Source organism: Pseudomonas sp. Pseusp11 (assembly GCF_047304405.1).
In the GTDB taxonomy this organism is placed as follows: Bacteria; Pseudomonadota; Gammaproteobacteria; order Pseudomonadales; family Pseudomonadaceae; genus Aquipseudomonas.
Genome location: NZ_JBGLZF010000023.1, coordinates 21571 through 39845, shown reverse-complemented (window position 1 = coordinate 39845; position 18275 = coordinate 21571). Strand labels below are relative to the sequence as shown.

24 protein-coding genes are annotated in these 18275 nt (G+C 59.3%); 12 read left to right on the top strand and 12 right to left on the bottom strand.

Going from position 1 to position 18275, the window contains the following annotated elements; all coding sequences use genetic code 11:
- Complete coding sequence (locus ACCC96_RS19365) at positions 1 to 729, top strand: DUF4198 domain-containing protein (protein ID WP_413696644.1); 729 nt, start codon at positions 1 to 3, stop codon at positions 727 to 729.
- 132 nt (positions 730 to 861) lie between these two features.
- On the opposite strand, the gene hisC is transcribed toward ACCC96_RS19365, so the two are convergent.
- The 10 genes from hisC to ACCC96_RS19315 form a co-directional block, all read right to left on the bottom strand.
- Positions 862 to 1914 (bottom strand): histidinol-phosphate transaminase, encoded by a 1053-nt coding sequence (gene hisC / locus ACCC96_RS19360; RefSeq protein ID WP_413696643.1) that lies wholly within the window; start codon positions 1912 to 1914, stop codon positions 862 to 864.
- Positions 1915 to 1916: 2 nt separating this feature from the next.
- Positions 1917 to 3242: a histidinol dehydrogenase gene (gene hisD / locus ACCC96_RS19355; RefSeq protein WP_413696642.1), complete on the bottom strand. Its 1326-nt coding sequence runs from the start codon at positions 3240 to 3242 to the stop codon at positions 1917 to 1919.
- Positions 3243 to 3367: 125 nt separating this feature from the next.
- Complete coding sequence (gene hisG / locus ACCC96_RS19350) at positions 3368 to 4003, bottom strand: ATP phosphoribosyltransferase (protein ID WP_007941260.1); 636 nt, start codon at positions 4001 to 4003, stop codon at positions 3368 to 3370.
- Between the two features lie 126 nt (positions 4004 to 4129).
- Positions 4130 to 5395 carry a UDP-N-acetylglucosamine 1-carboxyvinyltransferase gene (murA, locus tag ACCC96_RS19345; RefSeq protein ID WP_018927195.1) on the bottom strand — a complete coding sequence of 422 codons (1266 nt, stop codon included), beginning with the start codon at positions 5393 to 5395 and terminating at the stop codon, positions 4130 to 4132.
- Between the two features lie 22 nt (positions 5396 to 5417).
- Positions 5418 to 5657: a BolA family protein gene (locus tag ACCC96_RS19340; RefSeq protein WP_007941258.1), complete on the bottom strand. Its 240-nt coding sequence runs from the start codon at positions 5655 to 5657 to the stop codon at positions 5418 to 5420.
- Positions 5658 to 5771: 114 nt separating this feature from the next.
- Positions 5772 to 6077: a lipid asymmetry maintenance protein MlaB gene (locus ACCC96_RS19335; protein WP_018927197.1), complete on the bottom strand. Its 306-nt coding sequence runs from the start codon at positions 6075 to 6077 to the stop codon at positions 5772 to 5774.
- Positions 6074 to 6727, bottom strand: a complete 654-nt coding sequence (locus ACCC96_RS19330) for a phospholipid-binding protein MlaC (protein WP_018927198.1) — start codon at positions 6725 to 6727, stop codon at positions 6074 to 6076. Before ACCC96_RS19330 ends, ACCC96_RS19335 begins: the two co-directional genes overlap by 4 nt.
- Positions 6728 to 6738: 11 nt before the next feature.
- A complete protein-coding gene (gene mlaD / locus ACCC96_RS19325) occupies positions 6739 to 7206 on the bottom strand; it encodes an outer membrane lipid asymmetry maintenance protein MlaD (RefSeq protein ID WP_007941252.1) in 468 nt (155 codons plus the stop codon).
- Entirely contained in the window at positions 7206 to 8003 is a 798-nt protein-coding gene (gene mlaE / locus ACCC96_RS19320) for a lipid asymmetry maintenance ABC transporter permease subunit MlaE (protein WP_026286502.1), read from the bottom strand. Before mlaE ends, mlaD begins: the two co-directional genes overlap by 1 nt.
- Positions 8003 to 8812, bottom strand: a complete 810-nt coding sequence (locus tag ACCC96_RS19315; protein ID WP_019647658.1) for an ATP-binding cassette domain-containing protein — start codon at positions 8810 to 8812, stop codon at positions 8003 to 8005. The genes mlaE and ACCC96_RS19315 overlap by 1 nt, the downstream gene beginning before the upstream one ends.
- A gap of 276 nt (positions 8813 to 9088) precedes the next feature.
- Between ACCC96_RS19315 and ACCC96_RS19310 the strand changes: the two genes are divergently transcribed.
- The 10 genes from ACCC96_RS19310 (at position 9089) to ACCC96_RS19265 (ending at position 16110) form a co-directional block, all read left to right on the top strand.
- On the top strand, positions 9089 to 10063 hold the full coding sequence (locus tag ACCC96_RS19310; protein WP_105340083.1) for a KpsF/GutQ family sugar-phosphate isomerase: 975 nt from the start codon (positions 9089 to 9091) through the stop codon (positions 10061 to 10063).
- Positions 10063 to 10587 carry a KdsC family phosphatase gene (locus ACCC96_RS19305; RefSeq protein WP_019647657.1) on the top strand — a complete coding sequence of 175 codons (525 nt, stop codon included), beginning with the start codon at positions 10063 to 10065 and terminating at the stop codon, positions 10585 to 10587. Before ACCC96_RS19310 ends, ACCC96_RS19305 begins: the two co-directional genes overlap by 1 nt.
- Positions 10588 to 10594: 7 nt before the next feature.
- Complete coding sequence (gene lptC, locus ACCC96_RS19300) at positions 10595 to 11167, top strand: LPS export ABC transporter periplasmic protein LptC (RefSeq protein WP_019647656.1); 573 nt, start codon at positions 10595 to 10597, stop codon at positions 11165 to 11167.
- Complete coding sequence (gene lptA, locus ACCC96_RS19295) at positions 11154 to 11699, top strand: lipopolysaccharide transport periplasmic protein LptA (RefSeq protein ID WP_413696641.1); 546 nt, start codon at positions 11154 to 11156, stop codon at positions 11697 to 11699. Before lptC ends, lptA begins: the two co-directional genes overlap by 14 nt.
- Complete coding sequence (gene lptB, locus ACCC96_RS19290) at positions 11699 to 12424, top strand: LPS export ABC transporter ATP-binding protein (protein WP_018927206.1); 726 nt, start codon at positions 11699 to 11701, stop codon at positions 12422 to 12424. Before lptA ends, lptB begins: the two co-directional genes overlap by 1 nt.
- 184 nt (positions 12425 to 12608) lie before the next feature.
- Positions 12609 to 14102: an RNA polymerase factor sigma-54 gene (locus ACCC96_RS19285; protein ID WP_026331852.1), complete on the top strand. Its 1494-nt coding sequence runs from the start codon at positions 12609 to 12611 to the stop codon at positions 14100 to 14102.
- Positions 14103 to 14176: 74 nt separating this feature from the next.
- Complete coding sequence (gene hpf / locus ACCC96_RS19280; RefSeq protein WP_007941242.1) at positions 14177 to 14485, top strand: ribosome hibernation-promoting factor, HPF/YfiA family; 309 nt, start codon at positions 14177 to 14179, stop codon at positions 14483 to 14485.
- A gap of 12 nt (positions 14486 to 14497) precedes the next feature.
- Complete coding sequence (gene ptsN, locus ACCC96_RS19275; protein ID WP_018927208.1) at positions 14498 to 14962, top strand: PTS IIA-like nitrogen regulatory protein PtsN; 465 nt, start codon at positions 14498 to 14500, stop codon at positions 14960 to 14962.
- 2 nt (positions 14963 to 14964) lie between these two features.
- Positions 14965 to 15822 (top strand): RNase adapter RapZ, encoded by an 858-nt coding sequence (gene rapZ / locus ACCC96_RS19270; RefSeq protein WP_413696640.1) that lies wholly within the window; start codon positions 14965 to 14967, stop codon positions 15820 to 15822.
- 15 nt (positions 15823 to 15837) lie between these two features.
- Positions 15838 to 16110: an HPr family phosphocarrier protein gene (locus ACCC96_RS19265; RefSeq protein WP_007970256.1), complete on the top strand. Its 273-nt coding sequence runs from the start codon at positions 15838 to 15840 to the stop codon at positions 16108 to 16110.
- A gap of 62 nt (positions 16111 to 16172) precedes the next feature.
- On the opposite strand, the gene pmbA is transcribed toward ACCC96_RS19265, so the two are convergent.
- On the bottom strand, positions 16173 to 17519 hold the full coding sequence (gene pmbA / locus ACCC96_RS19260) for a metalloprotease PmbA (protein WP_413696639.1): 1347 nt from the start codon (positions 17517 to 17519) through the stop codon (positions 16173 to 16175).
- Positions 17520 to 17627: 108 nt separating this feature from the next.
- Here pmbA and yjgA point away from each other — a divergent pair, with 108 nt between their 5' ends.
- Complete coding sequence (gene yjgA, locus ACCC96_RS19255) at positions 17628 to 18152, top strand: ribosome biogenesis factor YjgA (protein ID WP_413696638.1); 525 nt, start codon at positions 17628 to 17630, stop codon at positions 18150 to 18152.
- Here the strand turns inward: yjgA and ACCC96_RS19250 are convergent.
- A complete protein-coding gene (locus ACCC96_RS19250) occupies positions 18149 to 18274 on the bottom strand; it encodes a hypothetical protein (protein WP_019647652.1) in 126 nt (41 codons plus the stop codon). The genes yjgA and ACCC96_RS19250 overlap by 4 nt on opposite strands.
- Between the last annotated feature and the right edge of the window lies 1 nt (position 18275).

Here is an 18275-nt window from a genome sequence, read left to right as displayed (position 1 = left end):
ATGCAACACGCTAAATCACTGGCTCTGCTGGGTCTGTTCGGCGCGATGTTCGCCTCTCACGTATCGGCCCATGGCCTGTGGACCGAACAACGTCGCGGCAACATCGAAGTCATCTACGGCCATGGCGCCGAAGACAACGCCTTCAAGGCGCAGAAAATCAGCGGCGCCTGGGCCTATGACGCCAGCGGCAAAATGATCCCGGTGAGCGTGCAACGCCTGGCCGACCACGCCCGCCTGCAACCGTTGAAATCGCCGGCGGTGATGGCCGTGGCGCTGAACAATGGCATGTGGTCGCAGACCGCCGAAAAAAAATGGATCAACGAAGGACGCAGCAAAGTGCCGGGGGCGATCGAATCGACAGAGACGTTCAAATACAGCCTGGCGATTTACCAGCCGGGGGCGAAGCTGCCGAAGCTCGATCAGATGAAATTGCTGATTCTGCCGGAGGTTGATCCGCTGACCGTCGGGCCGGGTAAATCGTTGCCGGTTCGAGTACTACTTGATGGCAAACCGGCGGCGGGCGTGAAGTTGGTGGGCGACTATCGCAGCGCACCGGACACCTTGAGCACCGAGACCGACGCAGATGGCCGGGCGCAAGTATTGGTGCGTAATGAAGGGTTGAATGTGATTGCGGCGCAGGTGGAAATCCCGCTGAAGGACAATGCTGATGTGGCGACACGTGGGCTATTCACGTCGCTGACGTTCATTGGCGAACCACATCACGACTAACACACCACCCCCTGTAGGAGCGAGCGGTGCGGCGATCCGACTTGCCCGCGAAGAACGATAACTCGGTGTAACAGTTAAACCACATTATCGTTCTTTGCGGGCAAGCCTCGCTCCTACGGGATCAGCGGCGGTTTAGAGGTTGCCGAGGCCGTCGATCAGAGCCTGATTCTGCTCCGGCGCGCCGATGGAAATCCGCAGGAACTGGGCAATCCGCTCCTGTTTGAAGTGCCGAACGATCACGCCCTGCTCACGCAACTTCGCCGCCAGCCCCGCCGCATCGTGCTTCGGGTGACGGGCGAAAATGAAGTTCGCCGCCGACGGCAACACCTCAAACCCCTTCGCCTCCAGCTGCGCGACCACTTTCTCGCGACTCTCGATGACCAACCGGCAGGTCTTGTCGAAATACTCGCGATCTTCGAACGCCGCCGCAGCCCCCACAATCGCCAGGCGATCCAGCGGGTAGGAGTTGAAGCTGTTCTTGATCCGCTCCAGCGCCTCGATCAGGTCCGGGTGCCCCACGGCCAGGCCAACCCGCAGGCCGGCCAGGGAACGGGATTTGGACAGGGTCTGCGTCACCAACAGGTTCGGATAACGGTCCACCAGCGTGATCGCCGTTTCACCGCCGAAGTCGATGTAAGCCTCATCCACCACGACCACCGAATCCGGGCTGGCCTTGAGGATTTGCTCAACAGCGTCCAGCGCCAACAGGCAACCGGTCGGCGCATTCGGGTTCGGGAAGATGATCCCGCCGTTCGGCTTGGCATAATCCGCCGGGTTGATCTGGAACTGTTCGTCCAGCGCAACCGCATCGAACTTGATGCCATACAACCCGCAGTAAACCGGGTAGAAGCTGTAGCTGATGTCCGGGAACAGCAGCGGTTTATCGTGTTGCAGCAAACCGTGAAAGATGTGCGCCAGGACTTCATCGGAACCGTTACCGAGGAACACCTGATTGCCCTGCACGCCGTAGTACTTGGCAACAGCTTGCTTGAGCAGGTCGCTGTTCGGGTCCGGGTACAGACGCAGGTTGTCGTTCAGTTCGGTCTGCATCGCCGCCAGGGCTTTTGGCGATGGACCGTACGGGTTTTCGTTGGTGTTGAGCTTCACCAGCTTTGCCAGTTTCGGCTGTTCGCCCGGCACATAAGGCACCAGATTCTTGACGAACGGGCTCCAGAATTTACTCATGCTCAGTTCCCCTGCTTGTCATCAAGAATGCGGTATTCAGCACTGCGGGCGTGCGCGCTCAGCGATTCGCCACGGGCCAGCACGGAGGCGGTCTTGCCCAGTTCGGAGGCACCCTGCTCGGAGCAGAAGATGATCGACGAACGTTTCTGGAAGTCGTAAACACCCAGCGGCGAGGAGAAGCGCGCAGTGCCGGAGGTCGGCAATACGTGGTTCGGACCTGCGCAGTAGTCGCCCAGGGCTTCGGAGGTGTGGCGGCCCATGAAGATCGCGCCGGCGTGGCGGATTTGCGGCAACCAGGCCTGCGGATCGGCAACCGACAACTCCAGGTGCTCCGGCGCGATGCGGTTGGCCACTTCGATGGCTTGATCCATGTCGCGAACCTTGATCAGCGCACCACGGCCATTGATCGAGGTTTCGATGATCTCGGCACGCTCCATGGTCGGCAGCAGTTTGGCGATGCTCGCCGCGACCTTGTCGAGGAACTCGGCGTCCGGGCTGACCAGAATCGCCTGGGCGTCTTCATCGTGCTCGGCCTGGGAAAACAGGTCCATGGCGATCCAGTCCGGATCGGTCTGGCCGTCGCACACCACCAGAATCTCCGACGGGCCGGCGATCATGTCGATGCCAACCTGGCCGAACACATGGCGCTTGGCGGTGGCTACATAGATGTTGCCCGGACCGACCACTTTGTCGACCTTCGGCACGCTTTCGGTGCCGTAAGCCAGCGCCGCAACCGCCTGGGCGCCGCCGATGGTGAACACCCGGTCGACGCCGGCGATGCAGGCCGCGGCCAGCACCAGCTCGTTGACTTCACCGCGCGGGGTCGGCACGACCATGACCACTTCGGTCACGCCCGCCACCTTGGCCGGAATCGCGTTCATCAGCACCGAGGACGGGTAGGACGCCTTGCCGCCCGGCACGTACAGACCGGCGCGATCCAGTGGCGTGACCTTCTGGCCCAGCACCGTGCCATCGGCTTCGGTGTAGCTCCAGGAGTCCTGTTTCTGCTTTTCGTGGTAGCTGCGCACACGGGTCGCGGCTTTTTCCAGGGCTTCGCGCTGAGGCACGGTGATGCGGGTCAATGCCAGTTCCAGGCGTTCGCGCGGCAGGATCAAGTCCGCCATGGACGCCACTTGCAGGCCATCGAACTTCTGGGTGAATTCGACCACCGCCGCATCGCCACGCTCGCGCACGGCCTTGATGATGTCCAGCACCCGCTGATTGACCGAGTCGTCAGACACACTTTCCCAGCTCAGCAGATGATCCAGATGATGCGCGAAATCCGGGTCAGCAGCGTTGAGTCGGCGAATTGCAGTCGGTGCGGTCATAGCGAGAGCCTCATAGGATTGGCAAAAACTCGGGCGCCCTAAGCTAGCCGTTGATCCGCTTGGGCACCCGAGAATTCTGGCTATGAGGCGGATAGACGGGCGCGACTCAAGGTCGCGCAGGTGAATCAGCCGCGGTGTCGAGACTCCACTGCCTTGCGCAGGGTGTCGATCAACGCCTGGATACGGGCATGCTGCATTTTCATCGACGCCTTGTTGACGATCAGACGGGAGCTGATGGCAGCGATGAAATCCTGTGGCTCCAGGCCGTTGGCCCGGAGCGTGTTACCGGTGTCGACCACGTCGATGATCTTGTCCGCCAGACCGATCAGCGGCGCCAGTTCCATCGAGCCGTAGAGCTTGATGATGTCGACCTGACGACCCTGTTCGGCATAGTAGCGCTTGGCGACGTTGACGAACTTGGTGGCAATGCGCAGACGGCCCTTGGGCTCGACTGCGCCGACTTTACCGGCCGTCATCAGTTTGCACTGGGCGATTTGCAGGTCCAGTGGTTCGTACAGACCCTGGCCGCCGTATTCCATCAGCACGTCTTTACCGGCGACGCCCAGATCGGCGGCACCATGCTCGACATAGGTCGGCACATCGGTGGCACGCACGATCAGCAAGCGCACATCGGCCTGGGTCGTGGGGATGATCAGCTTGCGGCTCTTGTCCGGATTCTCGGTCGGCACGATGCCCGCTTCAGCCAGAAGCGGCAGGGTGTCGTCAAGGATGCGGCCCTTGGACAGTGCGATAGTCAACATGGGAAACGTCAGTCCTTATCAAGGTACTCATGCCCGGTCGCAAACGGCGCCGGACACACATCGAGCCGGAAACCGGCTCGACTTCAACAAATCAACGGACGCGTCCCTGCGCCCATGCAGCAGAAACTAGCCCGGTACGCGGCGGATCTTGGCGCCGAGCATCTGCAGCTTCTCTTCGATGCACTCATAACCACGGTCGATGTGGTAGATGCGATCGATCAGGGTATCGCCTTCGGCGATCAGCGCCGAGATCACCAGGCTGGCCGAAGCACGCAGGTCGGTGGCCATGACTGGCGCGCCCTTGAGCTTTTCGATGCCGGTGACGATGGCGGTGTTGCCTTCAACCTGGATGTGCGCGCCCATGCGGTGCAGTTCGTAAACGTGCATGAAACGGTTTTCGAAGATCGTCTCGATCACCGCACCAGTGCCTTCGGCAATGGCGTTGAGGGAGATGAACTGCGCTTGCATGTCGGTCGGGAACGCCGGGTATGGAGCGGTCCGCACGTTGACGGCTTTCGGCCGCTTGCCGTGCATGTTCAGCTCGATCCAGTCTTCACCGGTGGTGATTTCGGCGCCGGATTCACGAAGTTTTTCCAGAACGGCTTCGAGGATGGTCGGATCGGTGTCCTTGACCTTCACACGCCCGCCGGTGACCGCTGCCGCCACCAGATAGGTGCCGGTCTCGATACGGTCAGGCATCACTTTGTAAGTGGTGGTGTGCAGACGCTCGACGCCATCGATGGTGATGGTGTCGGTGCCGGCGCCGGAAACCTTCGCGCCCATGGCGTTCAGGAAGTTCGCCAGGTCAACGACTTCGGGCTCGCGAGCGGCGTTGGCCAGAACGCTGCGGCCCTTGGCCAGAGCGGCCGCCATCATGATGTTCTCGGTACCGGTCACGCTGACGGTGTCGAAGAAGAAGTGCGCACCGCGCAGGCCGCCTTCAGGGGCCTTGGCCTTGATGTAGCCGCCTTCGACGTCGATGACCGCGCCCATGGCTTCAAGACCACGGATGTGCAGGTCAACCGGACGCGAACCGATGGCGCAACCGCCAGGCAGTGCAACTTCGGCTTCACCGAAACGGGCAACCATCGGGCCCAGCACCAGGATCGAGGCGCGCATGGTTTTAACCAGTTCGTACGGCGCGATCAAGGTCTTGATGGTGCGTGGGTCGATTTCGACGCTGAGTTTCTCGTCGATCACAGGTTCAATGCCCATGCGACCGAACAGCTCGATCATGGTGGTGATGTCGTGCAGGTGCGGCAGGTTGGCCACGGTCACCGGGCCATCGCACAGCAAGGTGGCAGCCAGGATCGGCAGGGCAGAGTTCTTTGCCCCGGAAATGCGGATCTCGCCATCAAGACGAGCGCCACCGGTAATAATCAATTTATCCATAAGAATCTCGACGCCCTTGGGCTCAGGTGCGCTCGGCCCAGGCCGCGCTGCTGAAAAATTTCATAGTGACCGCATGGATGCTGCCATCGACAATCCACGGGTTCAAATGGGCATAGATGCTCTGCTGACGCTTCACCGGGCTCAACGCCGCCAGTTCATCGCTAATCACGTTCAGCTGAAAGTTGCAGCCTTCGCCCTCAACTTCTACCTGAGCTCCGGGCAGCTTTCCTTCAAGAAAGCTCTTCACTTCGTTGGCCTGCATGCTCAACCTCAATCGGCGCCCTGTGCGCGCGGGTCGGACATCATACAAAAAAGCCCCGCGCCTGCGAACCCCGCGAAGCAGGACTCTGACGGGGGGCTTCTTTATAGATGCGGTTCAGGGGTGCGCCAACAGCTCGGTCAACTCACTGACCTGAGCGATTTTGCGCATGTCTTCGGGCATCGCGCGAATGCTCACGGCCTTGCCGGCCACCTGAGCATCGCGCATGAAGCACAGCAGCAGCGACAAGCCGACACTGCTGGACTTCTCCACTGCGGAGCAATCGACCACCAGCGCAGGCGCCTTGCTGGATTTGATCAGTACCTGCCCCTGCTTGCGCAAGTTCGGGCCGGTCCGGTAATCCAGCACACCGCTGAGCAGCAGCTCGCCGGTTTCGCTCATGCGAATGGCCGACTCACTCATTGGGCTTTCTTCTCGACAGCTTTTTCGGTGTTTTCCTTGGCTTTGGCGACTTCCCCGGCCCAACCATTGATGGTCTTGTCCAGGTCGTTGCCATTGCGCTGCATCGCATCAGCGAACTGATCGCGGAACAGCTTGCCGATATTGATGCCGTTGATGATGACGTTACGCAGCTTCCATTCGCCGTTGATCTTTTCGAGTGTGTAAGACACAGGATAGATCGCGCCGCTGCTGCCTTTGACCGTCATGCCAACGCTGGTACGGTCTCCCGATTCATCCTTGGCAGGCTCAACAGTGATGCCCTGGTTGTTGTATTCGAGCAATGCGTTGCCATAAAACTGGAACAGGCCCTTTTTGAAGTTTTCTTCAAACGTCTTCATTTGCTCGGGCGTTGCTTTGCGCGAGTATTTGACGGTCATGATGCTTTTGGAAATGCCCTCGGCATCCACCACGGGGCCGACGATGGTATTCAACGCCGTATAAAAGTCTTGTGGATCCTGCTTGTACTTCTCTTTATTGGCCGACAGGTCGGCGAGCATCCGGGTCGTGGTGTCCTGAACCAGATCGTGCGCCGACTGCGCCGCCATGGCGTTAGCCATCAACGGCAAGGCCGCGAGCAATATCAACAGGCCACGTCGCAAGATAGAGATCATTGAAAAGCTCCTCATTTGGCGTCTTTGCTAACGGTATTGAGCAGAAATTTACCAATCAGGTCCTCGAGCACCAGCGACGACTGCGTGTCGTGGATGGTTCCACCATCCTTGAGCAGGGCTTGTTCCCCACCCACACTGATACCGATGTATTTCTCACCCAACAGGCCAGCGGTCAGGATAGATGCAGTGGAGTCAGTCGGCAGGTTATCTACGCGCTTTTCCAGTTGCATGGTCACCCGACCGGTGAAGCTGTCGCGATCCAGATCGATCGCCGTGACCTTGCCAATGGTCACACCGGCCATGGTCACTTTAGCTCTGACAGTCAAACCGGCGATATTATCGAAATATGCATAAAGTTTATAAGTATCGGTGCTTGGGCTCGGGGACAGGCCACTGACCCGCAACGCAAGCAACAGCAAAGCCAGGATGCCAGCCAGCAAGAAAAGGCCGACACCGATTTCCAGGGTGCGGTTTTGCATCAGAAATCTCCAAACATCAAGGCGGTCAGAATAAAGTCCAGGCCGAGTACCGCCAAAGAGGCGTACACCACGGTCTTGGTAGTGGCACGACTGATCCCCTCGGAAGTGGGCTCGCAGTCATAGCCTTGGAATACGGCGATCCAGGTCACGACGAAGGCAAAAACGATGCTTTTGATAATGCCGTTGAGCACATCGTCGACAAACGTCACGCTGTTTTGCATGTTCGACCAGTAGGAGCCTTCATAGACACCCAACCAGTCGACGGCCACCCACGAACCGCCCCAGATACCCACCACGCTGAAAATCATTGCCAGCACCGGCAGGGAAATGAAGCCGGCCCACAGGCGCGGGGCAATGATGTATTTGAGCGGGTCAACCCCGATCATTTCCAGACTGGACAGTTGCTCGGTGGACTTCATGTTGCCGATTTCGGCGGTCAGCGCCGACCCCGCACGCCCGGCGAACAGCAAGGCCGTGACGACCGGCCCCAGTTCACGCAGCAGCGTCAGCGCAACCATCTGCCCGACAGCCTGCTCCGAGCCATAGCTGGACAGGATGTTGAAGCCCTGCAGCGCCAGCACCATGCCGATGAACACCCCGGAGACCACGATGATCACCAGGGACATCACGCCAACCGAATGCAGTTGCTTGACCAGCAGGCCAAAACTGCCGCCGATGCCACCGCGACCGAGCAAGGCATGAAACAGGAACAGCGCCGAACGCCCGAACACCGCCAGCACATCGATGCCGGCGTGGCCGAAACGGCGCACTCTTTCTATTAATGAAATCTTGCGCATCAGCGCTTCCCCAGAAGATCTGCGCGGTAATCCGTCGCTGGAAAGTGGTATGCGACCGGGCCGTCGGGTTCGCCAGTCATGAACTGGCGAATCCGTGGTTCCTGCGAATTCATCAATTCCTTGGGTGTGCCCTGCCCCAACACTTGCCCGTCACCCACCACAATGATGTAGTCGGCGATGCTCGCGGTCTCGGCCAGATCATGGGAGACCACGATGCTGGTGATGCCCAGCGCATCGTTGAGCAGGCGGATCAGGCGCACCAGCACGCCCATGGCGATCGGATCCTGGCCGACAAAAGGCTCGTCATACATGAGAATCTGCGGATCGAGGGCAATCGCCCGGGCCAGAGCGACTCGACGCTTCATGCCGCCGGACAGTTCGTCAGGCATCAGGTCAATGGCGCCACGCAAGCCCACGGCCTGCAATTTGAGCAGGACAATATCGCGAATCATCTCTTCCGGCAGCGTGGTATGAACACGCAGCGGAAAGGCGACGTTCTCGAATACATCGAGATCGGTAAACAGCGCGCCGCTCTGAAACAGCACGCCCATGTGCTTGCGCGCATCGAACAAATCGCTGCGCGACAACGTTGGCAGGTTCTGGCCATTGACCCAGACTTCGCCGCTGGTGGGGCGCAATTGGGCTCCCATCAACCGCAACAGCGTGGTCTTGCCACACCCGGAAGGCCCCATGATGCCGGTGACCTTGCCGCGTGGTATGCGGATATCGATGTTATTGAAAATGCTGCGCGCACCGCGCTTGAAGGTCAGTCCCTTCAGCTCGACCGCGTAGGCGTTATCGGCACTCATCTAAACTCCTTGCGATGCAGCCTCTCACTCGGACGCCTGGCCTTCTGACGAAAGCACATACCTCCCCGGGCAGGCCGAACTGGCGGCGAACTATATCACTGCAAAGGCCAAGCGCCCAAGGCCCAAGCCGGGCACGTTCAGCAACGTGACCACCTGAAATCATCTATTTAGAGGGTTTCGGTAACAAGGAATGACAAACCGCGACGAACTTGCGTGAGGGTTTTGATCATTACCGTTATAATCGCCGCCTTTTCATCAGGCTATACGATTTCTGACATGAGCCAATCCAGCGACCTGATTCAATCTGCACAACGCACCATCCGTCTCGAACTGGAAGCCGTGCAAGGCTTGTTACCCCATATCGACGCAGATTTCGTACGCGCTTGCGAGATGATTCTGGCCAGCAAAGGCCGCGTAGTCGTGGTCGGCATGGGCAAATCGGGGCACATCGGCAACAAGATCGCCGCCACCCTGGCCAGCACCGGCACCACGGCGTTCTTCGTGCATCCAGCCGAAGCCAGCCACGGCGACATGGGCATGATCACGCGTGACGACATCATCCTGGCACTGTCGAACTCCGGCTCCACCAATGAAATCGTTACCCTGCTGCCACTGATCAAGCGCCTGGGCATCAAATTGATCAGCGTCACCGGCAATCCCGACTCAGCGCTGGCCAAGGCTGCCGAGGTCAACCTCAATGTTCACGTCGAGCACGAAGCCTGCCCGCTGAACCTGGCGCCAACCTCATCGACCACCGCCGCCCTGGTGATGGGCGATGCCCTGGCGGTGGCGCTGCTGGAAGCCCGCGGCTTTACCGCTGAAGATTTCGCCTTTTCCCACCCAGGCGGCGCACTTGGCCGACGCCTGCTGCTGAAAGTGGAAAACGTCATGCACGCCGGGCAAGAGCTGCCGCAGGTTCAACGCGGCACCCTGCTCAAGGACGCATTGATGGAAATGACCCGCAAGGGCCTGGGCATGACCGTGGTTCTGGAGGCCGACGGTAAACTCGCCGGGATCTTCACCGACGGCGATCTGCGTCGCACCCTGGACCGCAGCATCGACATCCATAGCGCCACCATCGACCAGGTCATGACTGCCCACGGCAAGACCGCTCGTGCCGAGATGCTTGCCGCCGAGGCGCTGAAAATCATGGAAGACCACAAGATCAACGCGCTGGTCGTGGTCGACAGTGAAGACCGTCCGGTCGGCGCCTTGAACATGCACGATTTGCTGCGCGCGGGAGTAATGTAATGAGCACGGACCTGCTGCAACGCGGCAAACAGATCAAACTGGCGGTATTCGACGTCGACGGCGTGCTGACCGACGGGCGCCTGTACTTCCTCGAAGACGGCAGCGAATTCAAGACCTTCAACACCCTCGACGGCCAAGGCATCAAGATGTTGATGGCCGCCGGCGTGCAGACCGCTATCATCAGCGGACGCAAGACCCCGGTGGTCGAACGACGGGCCAAGAACCTCGGCATTCCACACCTGTATCAGGGTCGCGAAGACAAACTGGTGGTGCTCGACGAACTCCTTGCCCAACTCAACCTGAACTATGAACAAGTGGCCTACCTCGGCGACGACCTGCCGGACCTGCCGGTGATTCGCCGCGTCGGCCTGGGCATGGCCGTGGCCAACGCCGCCAGCTTCGTGCGCGAACACGCCCACGGCATCACCCAGGCCCGTGGCGGCGAGGGTGCCGCGCGCGAATTCTGCGAATTGATCCTGCGCGCCCAGGGCCGCCTCGATGCGGCCAACGCCGCGTACCTGTGAGCCCATCATGCTGAGCAAAAAGATTCGCAACATCCTGATATTCGGTTGCATCGCAGCGCTATTCGCAGCGGTCGGCTACTGGAACATCAGCCCGGAACGCTTCCTCGATAAGCCAGTGGTCAAGGTCGATGAAAGCGCGATCGACTATTACGCCATCAACGCCCACAGCGTGCAGTACCTGCCGGACGGCAAATTGCAGTACGAAATGACGTCCGACAAGGTCGAACACCTGAAAGCGACCGAAGTGACGTTGCTGTCCAATCCTGACCTGAACATGTTTCGCGGTACCGAATTCCCCTGGCACGTGCAGAGCGATCGCGGCGAAGTCAACCCGGACGGCACCCAGGTCGAGCTGATCGACTCGGTACGTATCACGCGTTTCGACGAAAAAAACCGTAAAACCCTGATTACCACCACCCGTATGACAGTGTTCCCGCAGCAGCAATATGCGCAGACCGATCAACCCGTTAGAATCGACGGCGCCGGCGGTGTATCGACAGGCAACGGAATGAAAGCGTACTTGAAAGAAAGCAGGATACACCTGCTATCGAACGTAAGAGGACAGTATGAGGCTCGTTAAAACCCTCCCTATTTTGCTCAGTCTGAGCGCAGCACTGGGAAGCGTGAGCGCCTGGGCTCTGCCGACCGATCAAGCGCAGCCTATCCGCATTCAGGCCGACGACGCCCAACTGGACGACAAGAACGGTGTTGCCACCTATAAAGGTGATGTGATCATCACTCAGGGCTCGATGAAGGTCACCGGCAACACCGTGACCATCACTCGCACCCTGACTGGCGACATCGACGTGGTGACCTCGGTGGGCAACCTGGCGTACTTCGAGCAGTTGCAAACAGCTGGCGACACCAAGCCTGTTCAGGGTTGGGGCGTGACCATCCAATATCACGCCGCGCAAAACCGCGTTGTACTGATCGACAAGGCCAAAGTTGTCGACAAGGACAACAACGTCACCCAGGGCGAAAAAATCGTCTATGACACGGTGAAAAAACTCGCCAGCGCCGGTCGCGCCACGGGCAGCAAGGTCACCGAGACACGTCCGCGTATCGACATGGTGATCCAGCCGAAGAAGAAAACCGACGAGAAAACCCAGTAATGGCAACTCTGAAAGCTCAGCATCTGGCCAAGAGCTACAAGAGCCGCCAGGTCGTGCGTGACGTCAGCCTGTCCATCGACAGCGGCCAGATCGTCGGCCTGCTTGGCCCCAACGGCGCCGGCAAAACCACCTGTTTCTACATGATCGTGGGTCTGGTACAAGCCGATCAGGGTCGCGTACTGATCGACGACCTGGACGTCAGCCACCAGCCGATGCATGGTCGTGCGAAGGCCGGTATCGGCTATCTTCCGCAAGAAGCGTCGATCTTCCGCAAACTGTCAGTGACCGACAACATCATGGCCATCCTCGAGACCCGCAAGGAACTCGACAAGGCCGGTCGCCGCAAAGAGCTGGAAAGCCTGCTGCAGGAGTTTCACATCCACCACATCCGTGACAGCCTTGGCATGAGCCTGTCCGGTGGTGAACGCCGTCGAGTGGAAATCGCCCGGGCACTGGCCACCAACCCGAAATTCATCCTCCTCGACGAACCCTTCGCCGGCGTGGATCCGATCTCGGTGGGCGACATCAAGCAGATCATCCATCACCTCAAGGCCAAAGGCATTGGCGTGCTGATCACTGACCACAACGTCCGTGAAACCCTGGACATCTGCGAAACCGCCTACATCGTCAACGATGGCCAGCTGATCGCCGAAGGCGACTCCGCCACCATCCTGGCCAACGAACTGGTCAAGGAAGTGTATCTGGGCCATGAGTTCCGCCTGTAAGCGCTGAGGTGCCTGGCCAGTCGCCTCGGTGCTCATCTCAATAAAAAATCAATAGTTTTTTATTGTTACAGCGCTCTAGGCAAACACTTCAGTTTCAGGCATATAATTTGCTTATGTTTGGCGCTTCGGCGCCCTGTAGTGGATGGCGCATGTGCGCCGGCGAATAAGGTGTTAAGCCCCTGCCATGAAACCATCGCTAGTCTTGAGAATGGGCCAGCAGCTGACGATGACACCGCAGCTGCAACAGGCCATCCGCCTGCTCCAATTGTCGACCCTGGACCTGCAACAGGAAATCCAGGAGGCCCTGGAGTCCAATCCGATGCTCGAACGCCAGGAAGAAGGCGACGACTTCGATAACGCCGACCCCTTGGCCGACAAAGCCGAACAGCAACCCAACGCCGACATTCAGGAACCCTCCTACCAGGAAACCGCCCCGACGGTGGATAACCTTGAGGAAGGCGACTGGAACGAGCGCATTCCCAACGAATTGCCTGTCGATACCGCCTGGGAAGACGTCTACCAGACCAGCGCCAGCAGCCTGCCGAGCAACGATGACGACGAGTGGGATTTCACCACCCGTACTTCGGCCGGTGAAAGCCTGCAAAGCCATTTGCTCTGGCAACTGAACCTGGCACCGATGTCCGACACCGATCGCCTGATCGCCGTGACCCTGATCGACTGCATCAACAATCAGGGCTATCTGGATGAAACCCTCGAGGAAATCCTTGAGGCCTTCGATCCGGAACTGGACATCGAACTGGACGAAATCGAAGCCGTCCTGCACCGCATCCAGCAATTCGAGCCCGCCGGTATCGGCGCCCGCAACCTCGGTGAATGCCTGCTGCTGCAACTGCGTCAACTGCCCGCCAAGACCCCTTGGCTGACCGAGGCCAAGCGCCTGGTCACCGATTACATCGACCTGCTCGGCAGCCGCGACTACAGCCAGCTGATGCGCCGCATGAAGCTCAAGGAAGACGAACTGCGCCAAGTGATCGAACTGGTCCAGAGCCTCAACCCGCGCCCGGGTTCGCAAATCGAGTCCACCGAAGCCGAATACGTCGTTCCCGACGTGATCGTGCGCAAGGACAACGAGCGCTGGCTGGTGGAACTGAACCAGGAGTCGGTGCCACGCCTGCGGGTCAACGCCCAATACGCCGGCTTCGTACGCCGCGCCGATACCAGCGCTGACAACACCTTCATGCGTAATCAGCTGCAGGAGGCTCGCTGGTTCATCAAGAGCCTGCAAAGCCGCAACGAAACCCTGATGAAAGTGGCCACCCAGATCGTCGAGCATCAACGCGGCTTCCTGGAGTACGGCGACGAGGCCATGAAACCGCTGGTGCTGCATGACATCGCCGAAGCGGTGGGCATGCACGAATCGACGATTTCACGGGTGACCACGCAAAAATTCATGCATACCCCACGGGGCATCTATGAACTGAAATACTTTTTTTCCAGCCACGTCAGCACCTCCGAAGGCGGTGAATGCTCGTCCACGGCGATCCGCGCGATCATCAAAAAACTGGTTGCCGCGGAAAATCAGAAAAAGCCGTTGAGTGACAGCAAGATCGCTGGTTTACTGGAGGCACAAGGCATTCAGGTGGCTCGCCGCACCGTCGCCAAGTACCGCGAATCCCTAGGAATCGCGCCTTCGAGCGAACGCAAGCGGTTGATGTAGAGCCACGCCACAGCGTTCCAGTGGTAGATCATCGGATCTACCGCTTTATGCACTGGCAACGAAGGAGAAGCTGTATGCAAGTCAACATCAGTGGACACCAACTGGAAGTGACCGAACCTCTTCGCACCTACATCGGCGAAAAACTCGAACGATTAGAGAGGCATTTCGACAAGATCACCAACGTGCAGGTCACGATGACGGTCGAGAAGCTCAAGCAGAAAATCGAAGCCACGCTGCATATTCCCGGCAATGAGGTGGTCGCTAACGCGGAACATACCGATATGTACGCAGCGATCGACGCACTGACCGACAAGCTGGATAAACAACTCAAAAAGCATAAGGAAAAGACCCAGAGCCTCCTCCAGGGCGCGACCGGTCGTTAACACTCCCAACCCATGATCCGACTTGAAAGCATCCTGACCCCCGGCCGTTCCCTGGTGAACGTGCCGGGCGGCAGTAAAAAGAAAGCCCTCGAGCAAATTGCCAACCTCATCCATCGCGAAGTGCCGGATCTGGCCATGCAGGATGTCTTCGAGAGTCTGGTCGCCCGTGAAAAACTCGGTTCCACCGGTTTTGGCAACGGTATCGCCATCCCCCACTGCCGTCTCAAGGGCTGCGGATCGCCCATCAGTGCCTTGATGCACCTGGATGCACCCATCGATTTCGACGCCATCGACGGTGCCCCGGTTGACCTGCTGTTTGTACTGCTGGTCCCGGAAGCCGCCACCGATGCGCACCTGGAGTTGCTGCGCCAGATCGCCAGCATGCTTGATCGCAAGGAAGTGCGTGAAAAACTGCGCAGCGCCCCGAGCAACGAAGCCTTGTATCAGGTTGTCCTGGACGAGCAAAACGGTCACTAATCATGCGCCTGATCATCGTCAGCGGCCGCTCCGGCTCAGGTAAAAGCACTGCCCTCGATGTTCTCGAGGACAACGGCTACTACTGCATCGACAACCTGCCCGCCGGCCTGCTGCCGGAACTGGCCGAGCGCGCGCTGATTCATACCGAACTGGCACAACCGCTGGTGGCCGTGTCCATCGATGCACGCAACTTGCCGAGCCACCTGTCACGGTTTCCCGAATTGCTGGAAGAAGTCCGCAGCCGGCATATCCAGTGCGATGTGCTGTATCTGGACGCCGATGAAGAGACCCTGCTCAAACGTTTTTCGGAAACCCGCCGCCGTCACCCGCTGAGCAGTGCCAATCGCTCGCTCGCGGAGGCGATAGAGGACGAAACCAATCTGCTGGGGCCGATCGCCGATCTGGCCGACCTCAAGGTCAACACCACCAATCTGAACCTGTATCAGCTACGCGATACCATCAAGCTGCGCCTGCTGAATCAGCCGGAGCCCGGTACTGCGTTTCTGGTGGAGTCTTTCGGGTTCAAGCGTGGCATGCCGGTGGACGCCGATCTGGTGTTCGACGTGCGCTGCCTGCCCAACCCTTACTGGAAACCGGAGCTGCGGGCACAGTCCGGGCTCGATCAACCGGTGGCCGAGTACCTGGCGGCGCAGCCGGATGTTGAAGAGATGTTCCAGGACATTTCCACCTACTTGCTCAAGTGGCTGCCCCGCTTTGCCGCCAGCAACCGCGCCTATGTCACCATTGCCATTGGCTGCACTGGCGGGCATCACCGCTCTGTCTACCTGACCGAACGTCTGGGTCAGGTCCTGCAACAATCCCTGAAGAACGTCCAGGTTCGCCACCGCGACCTCAGCTAAAGGATTCACATCGCGATGCCTGCTCTGGAAATCGAAATCATCAACAAGCTGGGCCTGCATGCCCGCGCATCTGCAAAGTTCGTCGGGGTGGCCGGGCAGTTCCCGTGCCAGATCAGGGCCGGCCGCACTCCGGAATCGATGGTCGACGGCAAAAGCATCATGGCCATGATGATGCTGGCCGCGGGAAAAGGCACCACAATCCACCTGAGTACCGAAGGCGAACAAGAGCAGGAAGCGCTGGATGCGCTGGTGGCGCTGATCAACAACTTCTTCGACGAAGGCGAATAAACTTCAAAAAAAACGCGCCACCCGATTGGGTGGCGCTTTTTTTTTTGTGCAGCAGTCGCAGCTTAGCTACCTGCCACCGTCATCCGCTCGATCAACACCGAACCTGTGCGAATGTTGCTGCGCAATTCCAGGTCATTACCGACCGCAATGATCTGCTTGAACATGTCACGCATGTTGCCGGCAATAGTCACTTCCTGGACCGCGAACTGGATTTCGCCGTTCTCGACCCAGAAACCCGCCGCGCCACGGGAGTAATCGCCAGTGACCATGTTCAGGCCCTGCCCCATCAACTCAGTGACCAGCAGGCCACGGCCCATGCGGCGCAGCAAGGCCGCCTGATCTTCGTCGCCATGGGTGACGAACAGGTTATGCACGCCGCCGGCATTGGCGGTGCTCGGCATGCCCAGCTTGCGACCGGAATAGGTGCCAAGCACGTAGGACACCAGCTCACCGTTTTCCACGAACGGCTTGGCGTAGGTCGCCAGGCCATCGCCGTCGAAGGCCGAGCTGCCCAAGGCGCGCATCAAGTGCGGACGCTCATCGATGGTCAGCCATTGCGGGAACAGTTTCTGCCCCAGCGTGCCTTCGAGGAACGACGATTTGCGATACAGACTGCCGCCGGAAATCGCCGAGAGGAAACTGCCGAACAGGCCACCGGCCAGTTCCGCGGAAAACAGCACCGGCACTTCGCAGGTCGGCACCGGGCGCGCGCCCAAGCGGCTCGCCGCCCGTTGCGCGGCACGCTGGCCGATACTCTCCGGGCTGGCCAACAAATTGCCCTGCCGGTTCACGTCATACCAGTAATCGCGCTGCATCTGGCCATCGGCCTCGGCGATCATCACGCAGCTGAGACTGTGACGGGTCGAGGCGTAACCGCCGATAAAACCGTGGCTGTTGCCGTACACCCGGCAGCCCTGGTGAGTGCTGAGGGTGGTGCCGTCGGCGTTCTTGATCCGGCTGTCGGCGGCAAACGCCGCTGCTTCACAGGCCAGGGCCTGCTCGATGGCTTGTTCCGGGGTGATGTTCCACTGATGGAACAGGTCGAAATCCTGCAGGTCCTTGGCCATCAGCGCGGCATCCGCCAGGCCTGAGGCTTCGTCTTCAGACGTGTGCTTGGCAATGGCCAGCGCAGCAGCGACGGTTTCGCGAATCGCTTCCGGGCCACTGGCCGAGGTGCTGGCCGAGCCTTTGCGCTGCCCTACATACAAGGTGATCCCAAAGCCCTGGTCGCGGTTGAACTCAACGGTTTCGACTTCCCGCTGACGCACCGTGGTCGACAGGCCCTGTTCCAGCGACACCGCCACTTCACAGGCACTGGCGCCCTGGCGCTTGGCTTCAGCAATGATCTGCTCGACTTGCTCTTGCAGTGCCGGCAACGCTTGTGGGCCGACGCTTTCAACTGCACTCATGCTGTTCTCCACTCAAATTCTGCTTTCGGTAACGGTCATCGAGCGACCGGGCCGGACAAGCGGCCCCCGACTGGTTATCATGGCGGCGTTTCTTTGCGGACGGCCACCATGGTTGATTCTTACGACGACTCCCTCGATACGGGAGAAAAAAGCAAATCCCAGGTCAAACGCGAGCTGCATGCTCTGGTTGACCTCGGCGAGCGCCTTACAACACTCAAGCCTGACCTGCTGGCAAAACTGCCGTTGACCGACGCTTTGCGCCGGGCTCTGGCCGATGCGCCCAAGCACACCGCGAACATCGCGCGTAAACGGCACCTTCAGTTTATCGGCAAGCTGATGCGCGATCAGGACACTGGCGCCATTCTCACTCTGCTCGATCAACTCGATGCCTCCACCCGGCAGTACAACGAACGTTTCCACGGCCTGGAACGCTGGCGCGATCGCTTGATCGCAGGCGACGACGCCGTCCTGGAGAAGTTCGTCATCGATTACCCGGAGGCCGATCGTCAACAATTGCGCTCCCTGATCCGTCAGGCCCAGCACGAACTGGCGACCAACAAGCCACCGGCTTCGAGCCGTAAAATCTTCAAGTACATCCGTGAGCTGGACGAGACTCAACGCGGTTTGCGTTAAATAAAGCCGACGGCATCCTTCGTGTAGGAGCTGCCGAAGGCTGCGATCTTTTGATCTTTCTTTTGAAAATCCAAAGTCAAAAGATCGCAGCCTGCGGCAGCTCCTACATGAATCTTGTGCATC

Excerpts from the sequence above, each read along its gene's own strand:
- ACCC96_RS19365 (WP_413696644.1), top strand. The coding sequence starts at position 1 with ATGCAACACGCTAAATCACTGGCTCTGCTGGGTCTGTTCGGCGCGATG.
- hisC (WP_413696643.1), bottom strand. The coding sequence starts at position 1,914 with ATGAGTAAATTCTGGAGCCCGTTCGTCAAGAATCTGGTGCCTTATGTG.
- hisD (WP_413696642.1), bottom strand. The coding sequence starts at position 3,242 with ATGACCGCACCGACTGCAATTCGCCGACTCAACGCTGCTGACCCGGAT.
- hisG (WP_007941260.1), bottom strand. The coding sequence starts at position 4,003 with ATGTTGACTATCGCACTGTCCAAGGGCCGCATCCTTGACGACACCCTG.
- murA (WP_018927195.1), bottom strand. The coding sequence starts at position 5,395 with ATGGATAAATTGATTATTACCGGTGGCGCTCGTCTTGATGGCGAGATC.
- ACCC96_RS19340 (WP_007941258.1), bottom strand. The coding sequence starts at position 5,657 with ATGCAGGCCAACGAAGTGAAGAGCTTTCTTGAAGGAAAGCTGCCCGGA.
- ACCC96_RS19335 (WP_018927197.1), bottom strand. The coding sequence starts at position 6,077 with ATGAGTGAGTCGGCCATTCGCATGAGCGAAACCGGCGAGCTGCTGCTC.
- ACCC96_RS19330 (WP_018927198.1), bottom strand. The coding sequence starts at position 6,727 with ATGATCTCTATCTTGCGACGTGGCCTGTTGATATTGCTCGCGGCCTTG.
- mlaD (WP_007941252.1), bottom strand. The coding sequence starts at position 7,206 with ATGCAAAACCGCACCCTGGAAATCGGTGTCGGCCTTTTCTTGCTGGCT.
- mlaE (WP_026286502.1), bottom strand. The coding sequence starts at position 8,003 with ATGCGCAAGATTTCATTAATAGAAAGAGTGCGCCGTTTCGGCCACGCC.
- ACCC96_RS19315 (WP_019647658.1), bottom strand. The coding sequence starts at position 8,812 with ATGAGTGCCGATAACGCCTACGCGGTCGAGCTGAAGGGACTGACCTTC.
- ACCC96_RS19310 (WP_105340083.1), top strand. The coding sequence starts at position 9,089 with ATGAGCCAATCCAGCGACCTGATTCAATCTGCACAACGCACCATCCGT.
- ACCC96_RS19305 (WP_019647657.1), top strand. The coding sequence starts at position 10,063 with ATGAGCACGGACCTGCTGCAACGCGGCAAACAGATCAAACTGGCGGTA.
- lptC (WP_019647656.1), top strand. The coding sequence starts at position 10,595 with ATGCTGAGCAAAAAGATTCGCAACATCCTGATATTCGGTTGCATCGCA.
- lptA (WP_413696641.1), top strand. The coding sequence starts at position 11,154 with ATGAGGCTCGTTAAAACCCTCCCTATTTTGCTCAGTCTGAGCGCAGCA.
- lptB (WP_018927206.1), top strand. The coding sequence starts at position 11,699 with ATGGCAACTCTGAAAGCTCAGCATCTGGCCAAGAGCTACAAGAGCCGC.
- ACCC96_RS19285 (WP_026331852.1), top strand. The coding sequence starts at position 12,609 with ATGAAACCATCGCTAGTCTTGAGAATGGGCCAGCAGCTGACGATGACA.
- hpf (WP_007941242.1), top strand. The coding sequence starts at position 14,177 with ATGCAAGTCAACATCAGTGGACACCAACTGGAAGTGACCGAACCTCTT.
- ptsN (WP_018927208.1), top strand. The coding sequence starts at position 14,498 with ATGATCCGACTTGAAAGCATCCTGACCCCCGGCCGTTCCCTGGTGAAC.
- rapZ (WP_413696640.1), top strand. The coding sequence starts at position 14,965 with ATGCGCCTGATCATCGTCAGCGGCCGCTCCGGCTCAGGTAAAAGCACT.
- ACCC96_RS19265 (WP_007970256.1), top strand. The coding sequence starts at position 15,838 with ATGCCTGCTCTGGAAATCGAAATCATCAACAAGCTGGGCCTGCATGCC.
- pmbA (WP_413696639.1), bottom strand. The coding sequence starts at position 17,519 with ATGAGTGCAGTTGAAAGCGTCGGCCCACAAGCGTTGCCGGCACTGCAA.
- yjgA (WP_413696638.1), top strand. The coding sequence starts at position 17,628 with ATGGTTGATTCTTACGACGACTCCCTCGATACGGGAGAAAAAAGCAAA.
- ACCC96_RS19250 (WP_019647652.1), bottom strand. The coding sequence starts at position 18,274 with ATGCACAAGATTCATGTAGGAGCTGCCGCAGGCTGCGATCTTTTGACT.